The following is a 23,390-nucleotide window of genomic DNA, read 5'->3' as shown; positions in this document are numbered from 1 at the left end:
GACTAGATTTATCCTGAACACTGCCTTAACAATAAATAAAACAATAAATATAAGATATTTATTCAGTGAGGAGTAAATCTAATGGACCATGAAATAGAGGAAAAGAAAGTCGAGAAAACCTTAAGCTGGCGTGAAAAAATAGCGGTTGAAGAACATGAAAAGCTGTCACCCCGTCTAGTTTACGAAATTATCCGCCGTGATGGTGCCGAAGAGCTTAATCGTCCAACAACTGCACTGATCTTTTCTGGGATTGCCGCAGGTTTAGTCATCAGTTTTTCATTTGTATTTAAAGCGATTATTGCTGCTTATCTCCCAGCTGATGCAGTCTGGACCGATTTAATCACTAATGTGGGTTATACCATTGGGTTTTTGATCGCTATTTTGAGTCACATGCAACTCTTTACTGAGAATACGATCACCACAGTTGTGCCTTTATTTAATCCCTTTACTTTCGATAAATTACGAGCAGTGGGACGCTTATGGGGCATTGTAATTCTATGCAACATTATTGGAACAGCTTTGGCGAGTTTATTTTTCCTAACTACTCACCTGTTTACTCCAGATATTGACAAAGCATTGGATGAACTCGCACATCATGTGGGCTCCTTTTCTGCAACCCAGAATCTGCTTAAAGGCATTATGTCAGGGCTATTAATTGCAGCATTGGTCTGGATGTTACCTTCAGTCAGCAATAAGTTTCTGCTCATCTTTTTTATGACGTATTTGATAGGACTGGGTGACTTTACCCATGTAGTGGTTGGTTCTACAGAAATGTCCTATCTGGTCTGGCAAGGAGAAGCTTCTATTAACAAGTATCTGTTTACTTTCCTCATCCCAACCACTATCGGCAATATTATTGGCGGTACAGGTGTGTTCACGCTACTGATTTATGGTCAGGTCACTGAAGAGCTGGAATAGCATAAAGCAGGAACTATTGTTCCTGCTGCCATCTGCGTTGCTGTAAGCGCTCACCTTCAACCTCACGCTTATTTCTTGCAGACTCATAGAGTTTGGTTCCCTTCAACTCAGGCGGCAAATAGTCTTGCAGCACAAAGTGCTCTGGGTAATCATGAGGATAGAGATAATTAATACCATAGCCTTGCTGTTTCATCAGCTTGGTTGGCGCATTTCTCAAATGCAAAGGCACAGGTAAATTTGCCGTTTTTTCAGCAAGTTCCAAAGCCTTATTAATCGCTAAATAAGTACTATTACTTTTTGCACTCGTTGCTAGGTAAACCGCTGTTTGGCCTAGAATAATTCGGGCCTCAGGCATGCCCACCGCTTGTACGGAGCGGAAACACTCACCTGCAAGCAATAGCGCATTGGGGTTGGAATTTCCGATATCTTCTGAGGCCGCAATCAGCATACGTCTTGCAATAAAAACTGGATCTTCTCCGCCTTTAAGCATACGAGCCATCCAATATAGCGTTGCATCTGGATCACTGCCGCGAATTGATTTAATAAAGGCAGAAACGAGGTCGTAATGCTGCTCGCCAGATTTGTCATAACGCGCAATATTTTGCTGAGCGACTTTTACCACAACCGCATTAGTAATCGTGTTTTCAATTTCTGGTTCAAAGGTGCTTGCAATCAAGTCCAGTAAATTAAGCGCTTTTCGAGCATCACCTGCTGCAAACTGAATCAGCGCATCATATTCTTCAATATGGATATAACGTTCTTTTAAGAATTTATCGCTTTGAAGTGCATTGTTGAGTAGTGTTTGAATTGCCTCACTGTCTAAACTATTTAAGGTATAGACCTGACAGCGTGATAAAAGTGCGCTATTCACTTCAAAAGACGGGTTTTCAGTGGTCGCGCCAATTAAAGTAATTTTGCCTTTTTCAACTGCACCCAATAAAGCATCTTGTTGCGATTTATTAAAACGATGAATTTCGTCAATAAAAACCACAGGTGTCAGTAAATCACCACTTTCTGCAATCACTTCACGTAATTCTTTTACGCCCGTATTCAGCGCGGATAAGCTCACAAATGGACGGTCTATTGCCTGAGCCAAAAGCAAAGCAATTGTTGTTTTACCAACGCCTGGTGGTCCCCAAAAAATAATAGAAGGCAAATGACCCTGATCAATCATTTGACGCAATGGTGCATGTTCACCTAATAAATGATCTTGCCCAATAATTTCAGACAAGTCTCTTGGGCGCAGGCGTTCGGGAAGTGGAATATGGGTGTCTGACATCTCAAATGGCTTTATCGTCTTTTCACTATAGTCTATTGTGTCTCACAGAAATCTACAATTTGAATCTATGAGACACGTCCTTTATTTACAGACTCTTGCTCAGCATTAAGAGGGTTTCTTACTCAGCTTCAGTAAACGCGCATTTGAGCCATCTTCAATCACCCAAATCGAGCCATCTTGTGCTTCATGCAACCCACGAATACGTTTTTTCATATCCAATCTTTGCACTTCTTTCACGGGCTTATGCTCTAAATCCACCACAATAATCGCTTCGGAAGATAACCCGCCAATTAAGGCTTTATTTTGCCATGCAGGAAATTGTTGTCCGCGATAAATGATCATACTCGATGGCGAGATGACAGGAGTCCAGTCAATTTCTGGTGCTTTAAATTCTGGGCGAGTGTGATGGTCTGGAATAGGTTGGCCCGAATAATGGTCTCCATTTGAAACAATTGGATAACCATAATTTTCACCTTTGGTAATAATATTAAGCTCATCACCACCTTTAGGCCCCATCTCAACCACCCATAACTGTCCTTGGCGGTCAAAAGCCATACCTAACGGGTTACGGTGTCCAAGTGACCATATCTCAGCAGTTACCCCGCCTTGCTTATAAAAAGGGTTACCTTCAGCCGCGGTGCCATCCTCATTTAAACGCAAGATTTTACCCAAGTTACTTTTCATGTTTTGGGCAGGATCAAACTTTTGTCGCTCACCTGAACTGACCCACAGCTTACCATCTGTACCAAAAAGCATACGATGTCCATAATGACCCTGTCCTGAGACTTTAGGTACTTGCTGCCAAATCTGCTTTATATCGTTAAGTTTTGGCTGATTAGGATTAGATAAATCTAATTTCGCACGTGAAATCACTGCGCCAGATCCGCCTTGTCCTTTTGTAGCATAACTAAGATAAATCCAATGATTCTTGGCAAAGTCAGGGTGTAAAATGACATCTCCTAAACCACCTTGTCCCCCATAATTCACTGCAGGAACATTCTGGACATCCAATATTTGTTTATTTTTAGGGTTAAAAATTTTTAATTTACCCTGCCGTTCAGTCACTAATAAACGTTGATCAGGCAGACTGGTCACAGCCCAAGGCTCATTAAAATGTGCCACTGCTTCGACCTGATAAGTTTGTTTGACAGCAACAGACTGATCTGTTTTCGCAGTCGTATTTTGTTCAGGATTTTTTGAATTGGTATTATTAGACCCACAGGCCATTAACAAAAAAAAGCTACTACATAATAAGGGGGCTGCTAATCGTCTCATCGTTTTTATCTCCTTTTGCTTTTATTGTTATATAACGGAGATGAGCAAAAAAATGACGATAAAAATGTTACTTTATTATACGCTGTAATCAAACAACGCCTTTTAAGATCTATTTAACGTACCCAACGTACCACATAATCTTCAACATCATCTTCATGTACATCAACTTCAGAAATACAACGTCCTGCAACTGACTTTTTCGCCTTAACCACGCTTTGTCTCGAACCCGTATTTAAATAATGCCAAGAAGGTAGATTTTTACCTTCGTTCAAGCGCTTATAAGCACAGCTTGAGGGCAGCCAATGAATTGTTTTTAGAGACTCTACCGTTAATTGTAAACAATCAGGTACTTGCTGCTGACGATTTGGATAGTCCGTACAACGCCCTGTACCACAATCGAGTAACTTACAAGCCACTTTTGTATAAGCCACCTCATGTGTATCTTCATCTTCTAGTTTGACCAGACAACATAAACCACACCCATCACATAAAGCTTCCCACTCAAGTTGAGTCAGTTGCTCTAATGGATAATTTTTCCAGAAGAGTGGTCGGAGGGAGGTCTCGGTAGACATAATCTTTTAACAGCTGATGAGATAAAACGATGTATCAGTATAGCATTGAAGTGGCCTGTACTAAAAAAGAAGCTGTATTTCTGGCATCACAAAATGATTGTTTAATATACATTTCAACCACATAAATGACACATTCGGGGTAAAAAACACACTATATAGTTAAATGACAATGAAAAATAAGGAGAACAGCATTATGTTCCGTTGGGCGATAATTTTTGCAGTGATTGCACTCATTGCCAGTCTATTAGGGTTTGGTGGTGTTGCAGGACTATCTAAAGACTTTGCCGTGATTTTATTAGTTGTGGCTGTAATTCTAGCTGTAATTGGGTTCATTTCCAGAGGCCGGACTTAAATTTAATCATCACCATATAAAAAGAAGGAACTGGTTTCCTTCTTTTTTATTGCGTAGAAATATCTATCTTTTTATTTTGATGTAGTTTTTTACATAGTTCTTTATTTTAGTTCTTAATTTTTATGCTTTAATCAAGCGTGTTTAAACCAAGTTTAATTTCAGGATTAATGTCATGAGTACAGCAATTAAAACCCGTGAAATTCAATATACTGCACCAGATGGCAGCCATTTAATTGGTTACTTTGCGGCTCCAGAGAGTGGAGAACCGGTACCAGGTATCATTATTGGTCCTGAGTGGTGGGGTCGTAATGAATATACTGAGCAACGCGCACGTGAGCTTGCTGAACACGGGTATGCAGCTCTTGCTATTGACATGTATGGCGATAAAAAAGTCACGACAACAGCAGCTCAAGCCTATGAATGGATGATGCAGACATTTGAAGATTTAGACACGGTGACTGATCGTGCTAATGCAGCACTGCAAACCCTTGCTGCCCAACCAGAAGTAAATAACGAGAAATTGGCTGCGATTGGCTTTTGCTATGGTGGTAAAGTCGTGTTGGATCTTGCTCGCTCAGGTGCTCCACTTAAAGCAATTGTAACGTTCCATGCTACATTAGCACCGAAGGCTCCTGCTCAAAAAGGCAACATTCAGGGTGAAATTTTAGTTCTACATGGTGAACTAGACAGTATGGTCACCTTAGAAGATGTTGCTAATTTTGAAAAAGAGATGCAAGCTGCTGAGGTTAAACACGAGGTAGTGGTTTTAGAAGGTGCTAAACATGGCTTTAGTAACCCGCTTGCCGATGAAAGAGCTAAAGCGAACGGTGTGGACCTTGGCTACAATAGCGAAGCGGAAAAACAAGGCCTTGCTAAAATGTACGCTTTATTAGATCGTACTCTAAAATAAAAGAAGCAAATTTGGAGCAAATGGTTTTTTTTGCATTTGCTCCCTTAAATGTTTATGACTTTGCAATATTTTTACTGTATTTTTTAAACCATACTTCAATAACTATACTCCCGTTGAGCTAGAGCAAAGCCTAGTCTTATTTCCCGCACTCGGGGTTTAATGGAATAACATGAGAGGATACAACAATGACTGACAAGAAATGTCCGTATTGCGAATTTGATGAATATGACATCATTGATAAGAATGAATTTGCCGTAATTTTGCCTGATTCTAATCCGTTATCTAAAGGCCATTGTGTAGTAACACCACTGCGCCATGTTAGTTCTTTTTTTGACATTACGTCTAAAGAACATCAAGGCTTGCTTACACTTCTTGAAATTGCCCGTCATGAGACACAGCTTCGTCATCAACCAGATGGCTTTCATATTGGTTTTAATGATGGTGAAGTTTTTGGAAAAACTTCAGATCATTTCCACATTCATGTCATTCCTTACTATAAAAACCAACCGTTGAAACTTGATCAACTTTGGGGTGTACAAAAGGATTAATCCTTTTATCTGATTGAAACAGAGATTACGCGCTTTGAAGTAGTCTCTGTTTTAATACACTCTTTTTGTTTGCCTGCTTTAAACAAAATTTCATCTAAATTTCAGCTATAATTTAGCCCTTACTTTTCTTCTATAGCTGTTCATGCCTGAATTTTCTTTTTCTGATGCCCTCTTAAACTGGTTCGACCAACATGGTCGGCACGATTTGCCTTGGCAAGTTGCCGATGATCCGTACAAAGTTTGGGTTTCTGAAATTATGCTACAGCAAACTCAGGTGAAAACGGTCTTGCAATATTTTGATCGCTTTATGGAGCGCTTTCCGACGGTAGAAGCTTTAGGTCATGCAACTTGGGATGAAGTAGCACCTTATTGGGCTGGCCTAGGTTATTACGCTCGTGCACGCAATTTGCATAAAGCGGCCGGTCTTGTCACTCAGCAAGGTAAATTTCCTGAAACGCTAGAAGAATGGATTGCGTTACCCGGCATTGGTCGCTCTACCGCAGGCGCGCTCATGTCTTTAGGTTTACGCCAGTATGGCGTCATCATGGATGGCAACGTGAAACGCGTCTTATCCCGTTTCTTTGCAATTGAAGATGATTTAAGTAAACCACAGCACGAACGTGAAATGTGGAAACTGGCTGAAGAGCTTTGCCCGACACATCGTAATCATGACTACACTCAAGCGATTATGGATCTCGGCGCAACCATTTGTACGCCTAAAAAACCGCTTTGTTTATATTGTCCAATGCAAGCTCATTGTCAGGCTTATCAGCAAGGGTTAGAACAAGAATTACCTTTTAAAAAACCGAAAAAAACACCGCCTGTTAAAACAGCAGATGTTCTTATTATTCAGTGCGAAGGTGAATGGTTCTGGCAACAGCGCCAAGCTCATGGTCTATGGGGCGGTTTATTCTGTTTACCTATTTTAGAAAATGAACATGAACGACTGAGCTTAAGCCAACAATTTAAACTACAGCCTCAAGCACAAATTTTTCAGATCAGCCATAGCTTCACTCATTTCACATGGTTACTTAATGCTCATGTGTTCCACGTGGAACCTGATCAAAAAGAACATCTGGCTATTGAACTTGAAGGCCAATGGTTGAGTCCAGAACAAGCTATTGCCAAAGGTGTTCCAACCGCGATGAAAAAATTGATCTCGACAAGCCGTCCATGACATAGTGAGTAAAATAATTTTGATATGGCTGTGACAGGGAGTATTTTGTGCGACGTTTTGTTTCTCATTTCTCACTTGGTTTTCTGATTATTCTTTTGGCTGCCTGTGCTAGTGCACCTAAAAAACCTGCCCCACTTCCACCTGCGCAGGTCTTCAAACTTAAAAGTATGCAGCTTCCAAATCGACTGCCTGTACCTGTAAAAGGTATTGACCGCGATGAATTAAAAGACACATGGGGAGCTGCTCGGAGTCAGGGCCGTAGTCACGAAGGAATTGATATTTTGGCTCCACGTGGAACAAAAGTGTACAGTGCAACAGAAGGACTCGTTGCAGATCTTCATAATAACAATTTGGGTGGCAAAGTGATCTGGATTTTAGGCCCAGCAGGAACTTGGCATTATTATGCCCATCTTGATGGTCACAAACGTGGCTTAAATGTGGGTGACTATGTCAAAAAGGGCGACCTCATTGGTTATGTCGGCAATACGGGCAATGCACGTTATACTTCACCTCATCTTCATTATGGTCTTTATCTAGATGGTAAAGGTCGTGGTGCTGTTAATCCTTATTCATATTTACGCTAGGAACATTTTATGTCGGAAGCGCTGATCAATCGCTTAGTAGAGTTTGCCGAGTCTGGTAACCAGCAAAAGATCATTCTAAATGGCAATAGCTATCAAGGCTGGATCATGGAAATCAGCGATGATGCCCTACTGATCAGTACTGGTTTTTCAGACAAAGTCGGCAAAGACTTTTGGCTGAAGTTTGAAGACTTAACACAAGCAGAACTGTATTATTGGGATACTCGCCCAAATGAATGGGTGTTATTTAAGCTTTAAAATTCTAAGATAAATATAAGGAGCATTATCATGAAAACTCAACGTTGCGGATGGTGTTCCGACGATCCACTCTATATTGCCTACCATGATGAGGAATGGGGTAAACCCGAACACGATGAGGCACGATTATTTGAAATGCTTTGTCTCGAAGGTCAGCAAGCCGGCCTCTCATGGATTACCGTACTAAAAAAAAGAGAAAGCTACCGTCAACACTTTTTTAATCATCCGATTGCAGACATTGCTTCATTTACAGATGATTTTCTAGAACTAAAATTATCTGATGCAGGCTTAATTCGTCACTTGGGGAAACTCAAAGCTATTCGTGATAATGCTATTGCTTGGCAAGCGCTCAAAGCACAAGTCGGTGATGTTCCTACATGGCTTTGGCAGTTTGTAGATGCAGCGCCACAAAACAATGATGTTGTAGATTATCGTAAGGCCCCTGCTCAAACCGAACTGAGCGTAAAACTTTCCAAAACTCTTAAAAAGAATGGTTTCAAATTTGTTGGCCCAACCACCTGCTATGCTTTTATGCAGGCAGTAGGCATGGTCGATGATCATGAAAACGATTGTCAATTTAAAGCTTCATAACCCACCAGAACGGTTCAAAGCCGCTTAAGGAGTTTCCGATGAGCAATAATACGATTCAAGCTTATGCTGCAATGCAGGCAGGTGAAAAACTAGTTCCCTATCAATTTGACGCAGGTGAATTACAACCGCATCAGGTTGAGGTAAAAGTTGAATATTGTGGTTTATGTCATTCTGATATTTCTGTTTTAAACAATGAATGGCGTTCAACCGTGTACCCTGTGGTTGCAGGTCATGAAATTATTGGACGAATTGTTGCTTTGGGCTCAGAAGCCAAAGGTCTACAAATTGGACAGCGTGTCGGTATTGGTTGGACAGCTGAAAGTTGCCAAGCCTGTGATGAATGTATTGGTGGTCAGCAAGTACTGTGTACAGGTGGAAATGTTGCAACAATCGTAGGACATGCGGGTGGCTTTGCCGATAAGGTTCGCGCAGGTTGGCAGTGGGCTATTCCCCTCCCTGAAGATTTAGACGCTGAAAGTGCAGGTCCTTTACTTTGTGGCGGAATTACCGTTTTTGACCCGCTACTCAAACACAAAATTCAGGCAACGCATCATGTTGGTGTAATTGGCATTGGTGGTTTAGGCCATATAGCCATTAAGCTACTTAAAGCATGGGGCTGTGAAATCACTGCTTTTAGTTCTAACCCAGATAAAACGGAAGAACTCAAAGCAATGGGAGCCGACCATGTGGTAAATAGTCGCGATACAGCGGCAGTAAAAGCTCAAAAAGGTAAATTCGATTTATTGCTGAGTACCGTGAATGTGACTCTAAATTGGTCTGCTTTTATTGCAACACTGGCACCAAACGGAACCTTACATTTCTTAGGCCTTACACTTGAGCCTGTTCCTGTTTCAGTTGGCTCTCTTATTGGTGGTGCCAAGTCAGTGACTGGTTCACCTACGGGCTCACCTGCTGCACTACGTCAGCTTTTAAAGTTTGCTGCACGCAAAAAAATTGCGCCTCAAATTGAGTTATTTCCAATGTCACAGCTCAATGAAGCAATTGAGCGTCTACACTCAGGGCAGGCACGCTACCGCATTGTGCTTAAAGCAGACTTTGCAGAATAAGACTAACTCGCTGTTTTAATCTGTTGCCGTGACCAGTCCGCTAAGTCTTTAATTGCTTGGCGGACATCTGCTGTTAACTCGTGACCTGCATTTAAACGAATAAAATGCCGATAGCGTTCATCCTCACCAAAAACATGCCCGGGAACTACGGTAATTCCGTGAGATTTTGCAGTGTAATAGAGCGCCAAACTATCTACACTCTTAGGTAACTGCATCCATAAAGCATATCCGCCTTCGGGCTGGCTCAATGCAATTGGTATACCTTCAAAGGCTCTTAAAATACAGCTACGGTATTCTTCCACTTGCCGCATTAAATTTGGTCGTAGCTGCTCTAAATGCTCTCGATAACCCCGACTATAAATAAAATCAGCTAGACCTAACTGCAAGGGCGTATTCACCCCGATATTACTTACCAACAGTTCAAGTTTTAAATGCTCTAACTTTGTCGTTAAACAAAACCATCCTACTCGATACGCACTCGACAAAGACTTCGACACTGAACCACACCAAACCACATAACCTTCGCGATCCCAATATCGAATGGGTAATGGTCGCTCGCTACTGTAGCCACATTCACCGAAAATATCGTCTTCAATAATAAAACACTGATACTTTGCAGCTAATTCAGCAATCTTCTGCTTCTCTGTGTTGCTAAAGCAATATCCTAAAGGGTTTTGGTAGTTCGCTGTCATTAAGCAAACCTTCGCCAAACCTTGCTGCATTAAAGACTCTAAGCGCTCAAGATCAATTCCACGATGATCTGCCGGAATCTCAACAATCTGTCGTTTTAAACTTGCTAATAACTGTAAATGACCATTATAGGTGGGTGTAGGAATAAGAATACTATCGCCCACTTCAGTGAGCTTCTGAATCACCAAAGACAAAGCAGGCATACAGCCATTGGTAATAAAAATATCTTCCGGAGCGATATAAATGCCATCTTCACGCCAATGATCGGATAGTGCTTTTCTTAATTGTTCATGACCTTGTTTATTACAATAAAGAAAATCTTGAGGCTGACAATTTTTTAAAGCACGTTGAATAGAACGACGTAAACCTTCTACAGGAATAAAGTGCGGCGTTAACTGAATCGATCCCAAAGGTACAAGATGACTTTGTAAGGCAGCTTCCTGAATTTGGTTATGCAACTCCAGATTTGAGACATGTCGAGGCAAAGATAAGAAATCCGGACTATCCGGAATAGGGCTGGATGGGGTACGAGCAACTACAAAATAACCTGACTTCGGCTTTACATAAATGAGTCCCCTCGCCTCAAGTAATTCATAGCAACTTTTTGCTGTACTTAAACTAATACCTTGTTGACGGGCAAAATCTCGTAAGGAAATGAGCTTTTGATGAGGTTTAAGTTCATCTTGATAAATACGATGTGCTAATTGATTGGCAAGAACCTGATATTGAAAAGTCATTCTGTGCTGCTTTTTTAAAAATTTCTGTATCTGTACTGGTTTATAGAACACCTTTAGGCTATGGAAATCAACTCAGAAAGTAGCAAAATCATGAAATTAAAAGCTATATTGTTATTTACTATTGTTTTAGCTGGTTGCCAACCACAACCAAAACATGAGCAGTACAAACATACTGTTTGCCAAAGCCTCATAGAAGGTTATTTAAAAATGACAAATCAACAAGACTATAAAATGGAGCAACGCACTGATGACAAGACCAGTACGATTTCTCATTATCAATATAAACGGAATAGCTCAAATGAAGTTGTAATGGTGAACTCGGTTTATTCGACTTTATATTTTAGCTGCCGAGAACATCAAAAAAGCTATTTTCTGTCTCAACATTCATCAGAAGGACAAACGACTCCACTTTTAGAAGTTCATTTCCCAACTGACAGTTACACTACTTTTAGAGAGCGTTTTTAAAACCGTCTTTTAACTGTTCTGCCAAAAACTCAATAAATAAACGAATTCTTTTTGGTAGATGCTCTTGTTGATAATACACAGCATGGATGCTTTGATATTGATGTTCAATTTGGTCTTCAAATAAGGCTATCAATCGCCCTTCTTCAATGTCTTTCCAAATTTCAAATTCAGATAGTCGTGCAATACCATGTCCTCTAATCGTCAGCTGACGTACCGTTTCCCCACTCGATGCTTTAATTTTTGATTGCGCAAAAAAATATTCATCACCAACTTTAATCGGCCAACTATTGATATATGTAGGTCTGGTAAAACCAATCAAATCATGTTGTTCAAGCTGTTCAGGTTGTGTCGGTGTACCCTTAATTGCTAAATACTCAGGGCTTGCAACGATAAATAAGCGACTTTTACACACCAGTTTGGCATGTAGGCTCGAATCATTGAGCTCCCCAAACCGAAATGCCACATCAGTTTTATGTTGCAGCAAGTCAATCACCTGATCATTGCTATTTAACTCAATTTCGATATCTGGATAGCACTCACGAAACTTATGCATTAATGGTGCAATCACGTGTAAAACAAACGGAGTAGCCGAATCAATTCGAATGAGTCCTGCGGTACCCTGATCAGATTTTTGTAGTTCTTCTTCAGCTGCATTAAGCTCATTTAAGATTTTACGAGCCTTTACCAGAAACTGTTGCCCTTCTTGAGTCAATTTCAACTTACGTGTCGTTCGCTCTAACAAGGTCACATCTAACTTAGTCTCTAAGCGTGTTAAAGAGCGGCTTACTCCTGAAGGTGTTTGTTTTAAATGCTCTGCTGCGGCTACAAATGAGCCTGTATCAATAATTGTGATAAAGGCAACAAGTTCTTCAATTGTTGATTTCATGGCTTATTCTATTATTGACTAATCATCAAAGATATTTTGCTTATTCATCTATTTTTTCGCAACAATAATCCGAGCAAAATGCACCTCAAGTTAAACAATTATTTAAATTCAGGTGAACACATGAATATTCCACGTTTTGGTCTAGGAACTTTCCGTCTAAAAGAGCAAGCGGTGATTGATTCTGTTAAAAATGCTTTAGATGTAGGTTACCGTGCAATTGATACTGCTCAAATTTATGATAATGAAGCTGCGATTGGTCAAGCCATTGCCGAAAGCGGTGTATCACGTCAGGACTTATTTTTAACCACAAAAATCTGGGTAGATAATTTTGCTCAAGATAAGTTTATTCCGAGCTTAAAAGAGAGCTTACAAAAGCTTCGTACTGACCATGTTGACCTCACTTTAATTCATTGGCCAGCACCGGACTTAGGCGTTTCTATTCCTGAAGTTATGCAGCTTCTACTTGAAGCGAAACAACAAGGTCTTACCAAACAAATTGGTATTTCAAACTTCAATATTGCGCTTACCCAACAAGCAATTGACACAATTGGTGTAGAGCATATTGCAACCAACCAGATTGAGCTAAGTCCTTATCTTCAAAACCATAAGCTTGTGAATTTCTTACAAGAGAAGAATATTGATGTGACTTCATATATGACTCTTGCATACGGCAAAGTGCTTCAAGACCCAGTTCTCGCTGAAATTGCAGCAGCGCATAAAGCAACAACAGCACAAATTGCACTAGCGTGGGCATTGCAACGTGGTTTTGCAGTCATTCCATCTTCGACTAAACGTGAAAACCTGATTAGCAACTTAAAAGCACAGGATATCGAGTTAACTTCAGCTGAAATGCAAATGATTGCCGAACTTGATCGTAACAGTCGTGAAGTTAGCCCAGAGCCATGGGCACCAGTTTGGGACTAAACTCATGAACACTCAATCAAATACGGCGTTCTCGTTATTGGCATTGGCAATAGGTGCCTTTGCCATTGGCACCACGGAATTTTCTCCAATGGGATTACTTCCGAACATCGCTAACGATTTAGGTATTTCAATTCCAACAGCCGGAATGTTAATTACAGGTTATGCACTTGGTGTCATGCTAGGTGCCCCATTCATGACCCTGTGGTTTGGTGGTTTTGCTAGACGTAATGCGCTTATTTTACTGATGGCGATCTTTACGATAGGTAACCTAATCGCAGCATTTTCACCAAGCTATATGAGCTTATTAGGTGCTCGTCTCATTACAAGCTTAAACCACGGTGCCTTCTTCGGGATTGGCTCTGTTGTAGCGGCAAGCATTGTACCCGCACATAAACAGGCCAGTGCTGTAGCCACCATGTTTATGGGCTTAACTATTGCCAATATTGGTGGTGTACCGTTGGCAACTTGGGTTGGACAAAACATTGGCTGGCGTATGTCTTTCCTTGCGATTTCCTTGCTTGGTGTGATTACCATGCTCGCTTTATGGAAAGCACTCCCACAAGGGATGGTTGCCCAAAAACCAAATGTGAAAGCTGAATTGAAGGTATTAACGCGTACTCCTGTAGTTCTTGCGCTACTCACTACCGTACTCGGTGCAGGTGCAATGTTTACGCTCTATACCTATATTGCGCCAAGTTTGACTGAGTTTACCCATGCTTCACCGACGTTCATTACGTTTATGTTGGTATTGATTGGTGTCGGTTTCTCAATTGGTAACCATTTAGGCGGACGTTTTGCAGATTTGTCGATTAATAAAACTTTGATTGGTTTCTTGGTTCTGTTAATTGTGATGATGGTGACTTTCCCAATTCTTGCACAAAGCCAGATTGGAGCAGCCATTGCATTAGTGATCTGGGGTGCAGCAACCTTTGCTTTAGTACCACCTTTGCAAATGCGTGTAATGTCAGTCGCTCATGAAGCACCGGGACTTGCCTCTTCAGTGAATATCGGTGCGTTTAACTTAGGTAACGCAGTAGGAGCAGCAGCAGGCGCGTTAGTACTCGATTTAGGTTGGGGTTATAGCGCAGTATCATTTGCTGGAGCATTACTAGCTGGCTTAGGTTTGTTATTGGTTTTATTTCAAATCAAACGCGAAAGTAGCCCTGCACAAGCTTTACAGCAGTGTTCAGATTAATAAAAAAAGCGCCTGATCTCAGGCGCTTTTTTTAAGCTATTTATTTTAAAATATCTGGTAATTTAGGGTGTTCATAAATCGGACTAGTCACTTCCCGCTTCATTTTAAGCAACATCTGGTAAGGCTGCTGTTGAACAAACATATTTACAAAGCTCAATGGAATTGCACCAGCAGGATCAGCATAACCACTGGTGGTTACTTTCACCTTATTATTTCCAAGTTTCTGGAATGTCCAATCCCCTTCATAGCGTGTTAAGCGCACCACATCAGGTTGTATCGGATAATTTCCATTAATTGCGGTATTTTTAATTGTCACAACACCATTTGCGGCCTTGCTCATTTTTCCTTTTACAACGACATCACGATCTTTCAAAGGAAACGGAAAATCCAACACCATATACAGTGTGAACTCACCTTTTTTCTCATCTTGAGACAACATTTCAACTTTGCCCATATAAGGCACCCACTGGTCAGCACGATTTACATCTAAAATCACAGCAACAGCGCGTTCAAGTGGCACATCAAATGTGGTTTCTGCTTTATATTGAAAGACTGGATTATCAGTTTTTTGATAGGTCCAGACTTTAATATTATTACGGTCTAAGCTGAGTTTAGCTTTTTCAGTAGAAGCAGCCCCCGTCCAGAGACTGCTTAAGCAAAGAAGAGTGGTCAAGGCAATTTGTTTTTTATTCATGTTCTGCTCTATCTTGTTTTTCTCGCTACACATGGAATACGTACAGGGTTTTATACCTATACGTCGTTCAATCCTAAAACATCTTTCATGTCATATTTACGCGCTTCACGACCCACAACCCATGCAGCAGCTCTTACTGCACCAGCAGCAAAGTTCATACGGTTTGTGGCTTTATGAGTCACTTCAACGCGCTCACCTTCACCAATAAACATCACTGTGTGTTCGCCAACGATGTCACCACCACGAATAGTTTCAAAACCAATTGTTTGACGGTCACGTGGGCCTGTATGCCCTTCACGTCCATACACAGCAACTTCTTTTAAGTTACGACCTAAAGTATCTGCAATTGCTTCGCCCATCATTAATGCTGTACCTGACGGCGCATCTACTTTATGACGGTGGTGAGCTTCAATCACTTCAATATCTACTGTATCCCCAAATACTTTTGCTGCAAGCTCAAGTAACTTGATTGATACATTTACACCTACTGAATAGTTCGCAGCGTAAACCACTGGGGTATGCGTAGCAACTTCGTCTAACTCAGCTTTTTGTTCATCTGACATACCTGTTGTACCAATAACCATGGCAACCCCAGCTTCACGGCAAAGCTTTAAATGCTGAGCAGTTGCAACTGGTGCAGTAAAATCAATGATTACATCGCAGTCTTTAAGAACTTCTGCCAAGTTTCCTGAAACCTTCACACCCACTGAACCAATACCAGCAAGCTCACCTGCATCAGTGCCCACCAAACTACTTTCCGGACGCTCTACCGCAGCAGCTAATTGATAGCCTGCCTGTTGAACTGCTTGAATAAGCGTACGGCCCATACGACCGCCTGCACCTAAAATACCAATGCGTGGAGCTGCTGACATAATCTTCCCAATCTTCGGTTTTACGTAATTTACCTACTATATCAAAACTCTTTGCTCATCTTAAAAAGTAAAAATTATTTTTTGAGATGAATCAAAATTTAATCTGTTTTCACAAAAGTTAAAGAATTGATCGGCAGACTACGGAGCCACGAATGAGAAAAAGATGACTATAAGGAGTTCAGCATGCATTCGAGAATTATTAGCTTCACAGTGATGATGGGGATTATGAGTTCAGTGGCATTTGCAGAGCCTGCAATCCAGCCAGGAGACACATTAGAAAGTTTATCTAAAGCGAGTATTACAACAAACGTAAATACCCAAACACCAACGCCTACAGCTCAAACAAGCAATGCCAATGCTGACATTAAAGTTGAAGATATTGACCCAATTATTGGCGAAACTACAGCAGAAACACCTAAAGCAGCTGTACAGCCACAAGCAGTAGCCGCAACAGTGATCGAAAATGCTCCGACTCTTGCTTCTAGCGAACCGACTGTAAGTGTTAATGATATTGATGTTGCTCACCCTACAGAGTAAACAGACATAATTTTTCTTTTAAGCAGAATAAAAATAATAAGATACATCAGCGCAATAAAAAGGCGGATATTGATAAAATATCCGCCTTCTTTTTAATTTCTTGTCTAATCAAGTATTAATCGAACAAACGATCAAAGAATGATTTTTTCTTTGGTGAAGAAGCGCTGTCTTCGCCATCAAAAGAAGCTTGCAACTCTTTAAGTAATTCACGTTGACGAGAATTTAAGTTGACTGGTGTTTCTACCACAATACGGCAAAGTAAATCACCGACCATGCTGCTACGTACTGGACGAACGCCTTTGCCACGTAAACGGAATAATTTACCTGTTTGAGTTCCCTCAGGAATTTTGAGGCTAACACGGCCTTCCAAAGTTGGAATTTCAATTTCTTTACCAAGTGCAGCATCAGCAATGCTCACTGGTACATCCATATAGAGATCGGCACCATCACGTTGGAAAATTTCGTGTTCACGAACGACAACTTCAACGTACAAGTCACCTGATTGGCCATCACGAATTGCTTCGCCTTTACCACTCAAACGAACGCGGTCACCATTATCTACACCCGCTGGAATTGTAACTTCCAACGTTTGCTGGCGATCGGCAACACCTGAACCATGACATGCCTGACAAGGGTTTTTAATAATTTTACCTTGGCCACGACATGTACCACATGTTTGTTGTACAGAGAAGAAACCTTGCTGCATACGAACTTGTCCTGAACCATGACAAGTTTTACAAGTTTCAACATCTTTTGGATTTTTAGAGCCTTTACCATCACACACATCACATGGTGCAGGAGCAGTAAAGGTAATAGTTTTTTTCACCCCTTTTACAGCTTCTTCAAGGGTAAGTTCCATTACATAGCGTAAATCTGATCCGCGACGTTGACGCTGTTGACGTCCACCACCACCGAATGCGCCACCGAAGATATCACCGAACTGGCTAAAAATATCTTCTGCACTAAATCCGCCAAAGCCACCACCGCCCCCGCCAAAGCCACCTTCGAACGCATTATGACCCATGCGATCGTACATGCTACGCTTTTCGCTGTCCGATAAAACTTCATAAGCTTCAGCAGCTTCTTTAAATTTCTCTTCAGCTTCGGCATTGTCAGGGTTTCTATCAGGATGATATTTCATCGCCAATTTACGGTAGGCTTTTTTGATCTCATCATCACTTGCGGTTTTTGAAACGCCTAAAACCTCATAATAATCACGTTTAGCCATTTTTGGCGGTGCTCCTCACGGAATTTTATCAATACTCTATTGCCGACTAAATGGGGGGCTTTAGCCGGATTTACAAGGGGAAAATGTTTAAAAAATAAATATATTAAAAAACTGCCTTATTTTTTAAATATTTAGACAAGCCTTTTAACCATGCATTTAATAGAAATAACCACGCAATAGCGCTAAAAACTACGCCAGCAACCGTAGAGGCTGTGACCCAAAGATTACTATCCCATGCAAAGAAGAAGAGCGGAATAAACCAGACAACAGCAAAAATTGCCATAAATAGAAATAGAATCGCATTGCGCATAATCCATAGCGCATGCGCATGAATCCAAACTTCTGCATTATCTACAACTGCCACTTTACGAGCGATCAAATAAGCAAAAGCCGCAAAAATAACCGTAAACAATGCAAGAAACATGAACGCATAAGAAATTACTATATAACGGCGATGCTGTTCGATATGGTCTTGCCCCATCTGTATTTCACCTCAATTCACTGCATTTTGCCTATTTTTTATGCAGTGAAATAATCCTATATTTTTTGTGTAAAGACAGGTGCTACTATATTGAACTTTTCAATATTTCGCACCTTTATTCACAAAAAATTTATGTATTTTATGCGGTTTTTTTCACCTTAAACCATGCTGCATAGAGTGCAGGTAAGAAAAACAATGTCAGTAAGGTAGCAACAATCAATCCACCCATAATTGCAACTGCCATCGGACCAAAGAAAATACTGCGCGAAAGTGGGATCATCGCCAACACCGCAGCCAAAGCAGTAAGGATAATTGGACGGAAACGGCGCACCGTTGCTTCAATAATTGCCTCCCAAGTTGGATGTCCCGCTTGTCGGTCCTGCTCAATTTGATCAATCAAAATAAGCGAGTTACGCATGATCATGCCAGAGAGTGCAATTGTGCCTAACATGGCCACAAAGCCAAATGGTTTGTTAAATAACAGTAAGAATAAAACCACACCAATTAAACCTAGTGGAGCTGTTAGCAACACAATGGTTGCGCGAGATAAGCTCTTAAGCTGAATCATCAGTAATGTCATGACCACTGCCAAGAAGAGTGGCATACCCGCATTCACAGAATTTTGCCCACGTGCAGACTCTTCTACGGTTCCACCCACTTCAATTAGATAGCCACTTGGCAATTCAGCACGTAACTTATCCATTGATTCAGCTAACTCACCAACTACTGTAGCTGGCTGTAGTTGAGTTCGGATATCTGCGCGAACAGTAATCGTCGGTAAGCGGTTACGATGCCAGATCAGACCATCTTCAAACTTATACTCAATTTTCGCGATTTGAGCTAAAGGTACAGTGGTTCTATTGTTCGTTGGCACAGCTAAGCTTGCCAATGAAGCCACTTCCACTCGCTCTGCTTGGTCCCCGCGTAAACGAATTTCAATCAGTTCACGTTTTTCACGATATTGCTCAATCGCACTACCTGTAATTGATGCATTAATGAAATTCGCTAAATCCAGACTAGAGACACCCATTTGTCGAGCACGGTCTTGATCAATTTGAATGGAAATGATCTTACTTGGTTCGCCCCAGTCTAAATGCACATTGGTGGTATTCGGGTTTTCACTTATTACTTTAGCGACTTGCTGCGCTTCTTTACGTACCAGATTTAAATCTTCACCTGACACACGATATTGCAATGGATAACCAACAGGCGGGCCATTTTCCAGTAATGATACGCGAGTACGGACTTGTGGAAGTAATTGCTTAATTTGTGTTTCTAACGAGCGTCGAATGTCATCACGATCATCAAGTGATGATGCGAGTACAACAAACTGAGCAAAGCTGGCTTGCGGCAATTGCTGGTCTAAAGGTAAATAAAAACGTGGTGAACCTGTCCCTACATAGGCCACATAGTTATCAATACCCTTTTGTTTAGACAGGAAGTTCTCAACCTTTTTCACAGCTTGTTCTGTTGCTGTTAAAGAGGCGCCTTCTTCAAGTTTTAAATCGACTAAAATTTCGGCACGGTTTGAAGGTGGGAAAAACTGTTGAGGTACCATCTTAAACATCAGTACAGATAATACGAAAATTCCCACCGTCGTTGCTATTACGGTTTTACGGTAGGTCACACAAAACTCGACCATCTTTCTAAAGCGTAAATAGAAACTAGATTGATAAGGATCGTAATGATGGTCCTGTGAAATTGCCACAGTTTGCGGTTGTGGTTTTTTCGTTAATCTTGCCCACAAACGGACATACCAAGGGGCCTGATGTCCTAACTTGGTAAAATCTGGTAATAGCTTTTCTCCTAAATAAGGTACGAATAAAACAGCTGCAACCCAAGAGACTAATAAGGCAATCGTCACCACCTGAAAGATAGAACGTGTGTATTCACCTGTACTAGACTGAGCAGTAGCAATAGGTAAAAAACCTGCCGCAGTGATGAGCGTTCCGGTTAACATTGGAAATGCAGTAGTTTTCCACGCAAATCCGGCGGCTTTAATCCGGCTATAGCCCTGCTCCATCTTAATGGCCATCATCTCGACGGCGATAATCGCGTCATCGACTAACAGGCCTAACGCCAAAATCAGAGCACCAAGTGAAATCTTATGCAGCCCGACATCGAATAAACTCATACCAGCAAAGGTCATTGCCAAAACTAAAGGAATAGAAAAAGCGACCACCAATCCCGTACGGAAGCCTAAAGAGAAAAAACTCACTAACAAAACAATAATGACTGCTTCAGCGAGTACCTTCACAAACTCATGAATACTACGTTGTACTGCTACAGGTTGGTCAGAAACTTTTTGCAATTTCATGCCGAGTGGCAAGGTCTTTTGTAATTGGGCAAATTCTGTTTCTAGATTTTTACCAAGGGCAATAATGTCACCGCCTTTACGCATCGAAACAGCAATGCCAATACCATTTTCACCCATGAAACGCATACGTGGCTGAGCAGGTTGACTAAAACCACGGTAGACATCAGCGACGTCACCAAGCTGGATGGTTTTATCACCGACCAATAAAGGTGTTTTTTTAATTTCATCAATGTTTTGTAGATGACCACTTACTCTAATTTGAATACGGTCTGTACCCGTTTCAAAAAAGCCCGCACTTGCCATACTATTTTGCTTTTGTAGGGCTTCTTGAATCGCTGTAACTGGAATTCCGAGCTGTACCGCTTTAGTGTTAGAAATCTCAACCCATATTTTTTGATCTTGTAGACCAATCAATTCGACCTTACTGACATCTTTGACTCGTTGAAGCTGTAATTGCAAACGATCTGCATATTCTTTCAAAAGTGCATAATCAAAGTCTTTGCCTGTCAGTACATAAATATTACCGAAAGTGTCCCCAAATTCATCGTTAAAAAATGGGCCTTGTACACCGTTTGGTAGTTCATGGCGAATATCATTCGCCTTCTTACGGACGTTATACCAAACGTCAGGAATCTGTGCCGATGTCAGCGAGTCCTTGGCAACAAACGTAACCATCGACTCACCCGGGCGGGAGTAAGCCATGATCTTGTCATACTGCCCTGTTGTCATGAGTTCCTTTTCGATACGGTCAGTCACCAGCGTTGAAACTTCTTTCGCTGTTGCTCCCGGCCAATAGGTTTGTACGACCATGACTTTAAAGGTAAATGGTGGGTCTTCACTTTGTGAGAGCTTTGAATAAGAGATCGCACCGATAATGCCAAGTAACAGCATAAAATAAAGGACGATACCTTTATTATTTAATGCCCATTCCGAGAGATTGAATTTCATGGCTGGGTTGCTCCCTGAATTTTCACCGCACGGTTTTCACGATCAATCGGATGAATCTTCTGTTTATCACGTAGCAAATGTACGCCGCCAATCACAACCCAATCATTTGGAGCCAAGCCTGATAACACCGGTACGCTGTCTTTTCCATATGCACCAATCCTTACAGGTACTTTACGCAAAGTCTGGTTCGCATTAACCACCCACACATAAGGCTGATTATCTGTTGCTGAAACACTCGAAAGTGGCACACTCATCACATTGGTTTGAGTCGAACTAAAAAATACACGTGCACTTTGTCCAAGCTGAATAACAGATTGACCTTCTTTAAGTGCTACCTTGACTGTAAAGGTACGAGACTGATCTGCTGCAGGAGAAACTTCACGCACATAACCAGCAAATTTTTCATTCGGTTTAGACCACAAGGTAATCCAAGCGACTTGACCAACTTTAATCTCGCTAACCGCTTGTTCAGGAACACCAATAACAACTTCACGCTCTCCATCAATTGCAAGTTGATAAGCAGCTTGTCCTGCTGCAACCACTTGTCCAATTTCTATATTTCGCGCTGTAATCACCCCGTTTTTATTAGAAACGAGTTGGTTATAACCAGTTTGGTTGGCAGAAACTTCGTAGTTAGAACGAGCTTGCTGTAGCGCAGCTTGCGCAGCGTCATATTGATTTTTTACCGTATCAAATTGTGAACGGCTCACTGCATTAATAGGGAGTAATTGTTGAAAACGTTTAAGTTCATCTGCTGCTGTTTTTGCTGAAGCCTGTGCATTATCCAGTTGGGCTTTAGCAGCATTTAATTGTAACTGAGCATCTGCCACATCGAGCTTTGCTAATACTTGTCCAACTTTAACTCGGTCGCCTACATCCACATAGCGTGCAGTAACTTGTCCACCAACCCGAAATGCCAAAGCCGTTTGTTGTCTAGCCTGCACATCCCCTGCATAGCTTTTTTGTTCATTGAGTGTGGTTAATGGTTGCGCCACCATCACATAGGGTATTTCTTCTGTTTTGGGTGCTTCTTTACTGCATCCCATTAATGTGACCGTACAAACAATCACCATACTCATGATGAGAGGTTTTAACAGATTCATATCTTATCGCTCTTATTCAAACTGATTTTTTAAGGCACAATATGCTTGCATCATAGTTTGTTTGTTTTTTAATTAATATACCTATGGGTACATTAATTTAAAAAAACTTATAAATATTTATTTTTTTAAACTTTTATTAGAGGATTTTGTGCAAACAGTTAATCAAAGTGGTCGCCCCAAAGATCTGGAAAAGCGTGCTCGTATCCTACAAGCCGCGAAAGCTATTTTTTTAAAATCCGGTTATCACGGTACTAGCATGAACCAGATTGCACAGGAAGCCGGCGTTACTAAACTCACGGTTTATAACCACTTTCAAGATAAAGTGAATCTATTTATCTGTGCGATTACAGAAACTTGTGAAGAGACACTGGATACTAAACAATTTGACTTAGATACATCAGCCGACTTCTATCAAACACTCTTTATCGTATGTTCACGCGCCTTACAAATTATTTATTCACCTGAAGCATTAAAGCTTGATCACGTATTATTAGAGCTTGCAGCAGAACAGAGCCCTCTCGCCCTACAGTTTTTTGATGCATCACATACTCGAATGGAAAATCAATTAGCCGCATTCCTCCAAAAAGCGGCTGAATTAGGTTTTATCCAAGCCGATGACCCAACCTATCAAACCGAGCTTCTTTTGTCTTTATTGCTTGGTGTACGCCATCACAAGGTTTTACTGGGCATTACTGCTGCCCCAAATGCTCAGGAGCTAGAGCAAATTATTCGCGATGCAATTCATTTATTCTTACTCAAATATGGGAGTTAAACCAAAGTCCGAT

Annotated in this window: 25 protein-coding genes; 14 read left to right on the top strand and 11 right to left on the bottom strand. The window is 41.1% G+C overall.

The annotated features are described in order from the left end of the window. Positions 1-81: 81 nt before the first annotated feature. Positions 82-918 (top strand): formate/nitrite transporter family protein, encoded by an 837-nt coding sequence (locus tag HJG58_RS03555; protein ID WP_170247958.1) that lies wholly within the window; start codon positions 82-84, stop codon positions 916-918. A gap of 13 nt (positions 919-931) precedes the next feature. On the opposite strand, the gene HJG58_RS03550 is transcribed toward HJG58_RS03555, so the two are convergent. The 3 genes from HJG58_RS03550 to HJG58_RS03540 form a co-directional block, all read right to left on the bottom strand. Continuing rightward, complete coding sequence (locus HJG58_RS03550) at positions 932-2,197, bottom strand: replication-associated recombination protein A (protein WP_017481876.1); 1,266 nt, start codon at positions 2,195-2,197, stop codon at positions 932-934. 105 nt (positions 2,198-2,302) lie between these two features. Then, entirely contained in the window at positions 2,303-3,472 is a 1,170-nt protein-coding gene (locus tag HJG58_RS03545) for a PQQ-dependent sugar dehydrogenase (RefSeq protein WP_216076496.1), read from the bottom strand. Positions 3,473-3,585: 113 nt separating this feature from the next. Beyond that, on the bottom strand, positions 3,586-4,044 hold the full coding sequence (locus HJG58_RS03540) for a YcgN family cysteine cluster protein (RefSeq protein ID WP_170247957.1): 459 nt from the start codon (positions 4,042-4,044) through the stop codon (positions 3,586-3,588). A gap of 193 nt (positions 4,045-4,237) precedes the next feature. On the opposite strand from HJG58_RS03540, the gene HJG58_RS03535 reads away from it, so the two are divergent. The 8 genes from HJG58_RS03535 to ahr all read left to right on the top strand — a co-directional run bounded on the left by HJG58_RS03535 (position 4,238) and on the right by ahr (position 9,528). Next, positions 4,238-4,396 carry a DUF1328 domain-containing protein gene (locus HJG58_RS03535; protein WP_002053759.1) on the top strand — a complete coding sequence of 53 codons (159 nt, stop codon included), beginning with the start codon at positions 4,238-4,240 and terminating at the stop codon, positions 4,394-4,396. 172 nt (positions 4,397-4,568) lie between these two features. Then, positions 4,569-5,306, top strand: a complete 738-nt coding sequence (locus tag HJG58_RS03530; protein ID WP_170247956.1) for a dienelactone hydrolase family protein — start codon at positions 4,569-4,571, stop codon at positions 5,304-5,306. 185 nt (positions 5,307-5,491) lie between these two features. Beyond that, positions 5,492-5,854, top strand: coding sequence for an HIT family protein (locus HJG58_RS03525; RefSeq protein WP_002119132.1), 363 nt, complete (start codon positions 5,492-5,494; stop codon positions 5,852-5,854). Positions 5,855-5,996: 142 nt separating this feature from the next. Then, positions 5,997-7,031 (top strand): A/G-specific adenine glycosylase, encoded by a 1,035-nt coding sequence (gene mutY / locus HJG58_RS03520; protein WP_170247955.1) that lies wholly within the window; start codon positions 5,997-5,999, stop codon positions 7,029-7,031. Positions 7,032-7,078: 47 nt separating this feature from the next. Beyond that, positions 7,079-7,615 carry a M23 family metallopeptidase gene (locus HJG58_RS03515; RefSeq protein ID WP_170247954.1) on the top strand — a complete coding sequence of 179 codons (537 nt, stop codon included), beginning with the start codon at positions 7,079-7,081 and terminating at the stop codon, positions 7,613-7,615. Between the two features lie 9 nt (positions 7,616-7,624). Continuing rightward, positions 7,625-7,870: a hypothetical protein gene (locus HJG58_RS03510; protein WP_001287364.1), complete on the top strand. Its 246-nt coding sequence runs from the start codon at positions 7,625-7,627 to the stop codon at positions 7,868-7,870. A 30-nt stretch (positions 7,871-7,900) separates the two neighbouring features. Beyond that, on the top strand, positions 7,901-8,461 hold the full coding sequence (locus tag HJG58_RS03505; RefSeq protein WP_005066585.1) for a DNA-3-methyladenine glycosylase I: 561 nt from the start codon (positions 7,901-7,903) through the stop codon (positions 8,459-8,461). 38 nt (positions 8,462-8,499) lie between these two features. Next, the gene (gene ahr / locus HJG58_RS03500) at positions 8,500-9,528 is read left to right on the top strand and encodes an NADPH-dependent aldehyde reductase Ahr (RefSeq protein WP_170247953.1); all 1,029 of its coding nucleotides are present in this window, start codon (positions 8,500-8,502) and stop codon (positions 9,526-9,528) included. A 2-nt stretch (positions 9,529-9,530) separates the two neighbouring features. Here ahr and HJG58_RS03495 read toward each other — a convergent pair whose 3' ends face one another. Beyond that, positions 9,531-10,955 carry an aminotransferase-like domain-containing protein gene (locus HJG58_RS03495; protein ID WP_170247952.1) on the bottom strand — a complete coding sequence of 475 codons (1,425 nt, stop codon included), beginning with the start codon at positions 10,953-10,955 and terminating at the stop codon, positions 9,531-9,533. A gap of 90 nt (positions 10,956-11,045) precedes the next feature. On the opposite strand from HJG58_RS03495, the gene HJG58_RS03485 reads away from it, so the two are divergent. Continuing rightward, positions 11,046-11,420, top strand: coding sequence for a hypothetical protein (locus tag HJG58_RS03485; protein ID WP_170247950.1), 375 nt, complete (start codon positions 11,046-11,048; stop codon positions 11,418-11,420). Here HJG58_RS03485 and HJG58_RS03480 read toward each other — a convergent pair. Then, positions 11,404-12,306, bottom strand: a complete 903-nt coding sequence (locus HJG58_RS03480; RefSeq protein WP_170247949.1) for a LysR family transcriptional regulator — start codon at positions 12,304-12,306, stop codon at positions 11,404-11,406. The two genes, HJG58_RS03485 and HJG58_RS03480, sit on opposite strands and share 17 nt — an antisense overlap. A 120-nt stretch (positions 12,307-12,426) precedes the next feature. Between HJG58_RS03480 and dkgB the strand changes: the two genes are divergently transcribed. Continuing rightward, positions 12,427-13,230, top strand: coding sequence for a 2,5-didehydrogluconate reductase DkgB (gene dkgB / locus HJG58_RS03475; RefSeq protein ID WP_170247948.1), 804 nt, complete (start codon positions 12,427-12,429; stop codon positions 13,228-13,230). Between the two features lie 4 nt (positions 13,231-13,234). Beyond that, the gene (locus tag HJG58_RS03470; protein WP_057075425.1) at positions 13,235-14,425 is read left to right on the top strand and encodes an MFS transporter; all 1,191 of its coding nucleotides are present in this window, start codon (positions 13,235-13,237) and stop codon (positions 14,423-14,425) included. A 40-nt stretch (positions 14,426-14,465) separates the two neighbouring features. Here the strand turns inward: HJG58_RS03470 and HJG58_RS03465 are convergent, their stop codons facing one another. Next, positions 14,466-15,119, bottom strand: coding sequence for an START domain-containing protein (locus tag HJG58_RS03465; RefSeq protein ID WP_170247947.1), 654 nt, complete (start codon positions 15,117-15,119; stop codon positions 14,466-14,468). Positions 15,120-15,175: 56 nt separating this feature from the next. Further along, on the bottom strand, positions 15,176-15,991 hold the full coding sequence (gene dapB, locus HJG58_RS03460; protein ID WP_170247946.1) for a 4-hydroxy-tetrahydrodipicolinate reductase: 816 nt from the start codon (positions 15,989-15,991) through the stop codon (positions 15,176-15,178). 183 nt (positions 15,992-16,174) lie between these two features. On the opposite strand from dapB, the gene HJG58_RS03455 reads away from it, so the two are divergent. Further along, positions 16,175-16,528 carry a hypothetical protein gene (locus tag HJG58_RS03455; RefSeq protein WP_170247945.1) on the top strand — a complete coding sequence of 118 codons (354 nt, stop codon included), beginning with the start codon at positions 16,175-16,177 and terminating at the stop codon, positions 16,526-16,528. 115 nt (positions 16,529-16,643) lie between these two features. Here HJG58_RS03455 and dnaJ read toward each other — a convergent pair whose 3' ends face one another. From dnaJ to HJG58_RS03435, 4 genes are all read right to left on the bottom strand, one after another. Further along, positions 16,644-17,756: a molecular chaperone DnaJ gene (gene dnaJ, locus HJG58_RS03450; RefSeq protein WP_002119101.1), complete on the bottom strand. Its 1,113-nt coding sequence runs from the start codon at positions 17,754-17,756 to the stop codon at positions 16,644-16,646. Positions 17,757-17,859: 103 nt separating this feature from the next. Further along, entirely contained in the window at positions 17,860-18,237 is a 378-nt protein-coding gene (locus tag HJG58_RS03445) for a membrane protein (protein ID WP_046812130.1), read from the bottom strand. A 139-nt stretch (positions 18,238-18,376) separates the two neighbouring features. After that, entirely contained in the window at positions 18,377-21,502 is a 3,126-nt protein-coding gene (locus tag HJG58_RS03440; RefSeq protein WP_170247944.1) for an efflux RND transporter permease subunit, read from the bottom strand. Further along, positions 21,499-22,605: an efflux RND transporter periplasmic adaptor subunit gene (locus tag HJG58_RS03435; RefSeq protein WP_170247943.1), complete on the bottom strand. Its 1,107-nt coding sequence runs from the start codon at positions 22,603-22,605 to the stop codon at positions 21,499-21,501. Before HJG58_RS03435 ends, HJG58_RS03440 begins: the two co-directional genes overlap by 4 nt. A gap of 148 nt (positions 22,606-22,753) precedes the next feature. Between HJG58_RS03435 and HJG58_RS03430 the strand changes: the two genes are divergently transcribed. Then, entirely contained in the window at positions 22,754-23,377 is a 624-nt protein-coding gene (locus tag HJG58_RS03430) for a TetR/AcrR family transcriptional regulator (protein ID WP_170247942.1), read from the top strand. Positions 23,378-23,390 lie beyond the last annotated feature (13 nt).

It is taken from the genome of Acinetobacter geminorum, assembly GCF_013009345.1.
GTDB classification, from domain to species: domain Bacteria; phylum Pseudomonadota; class Gammaproteobacteria; order Pseudomonadales; family Moraxellaceae; genus Acinetobacter; species Acinetobacter geminorum.
Note: the sequence above shows the minus strand (reverse complement) of the source record. Positions and strands in the feature narration are given on the sequence as shown.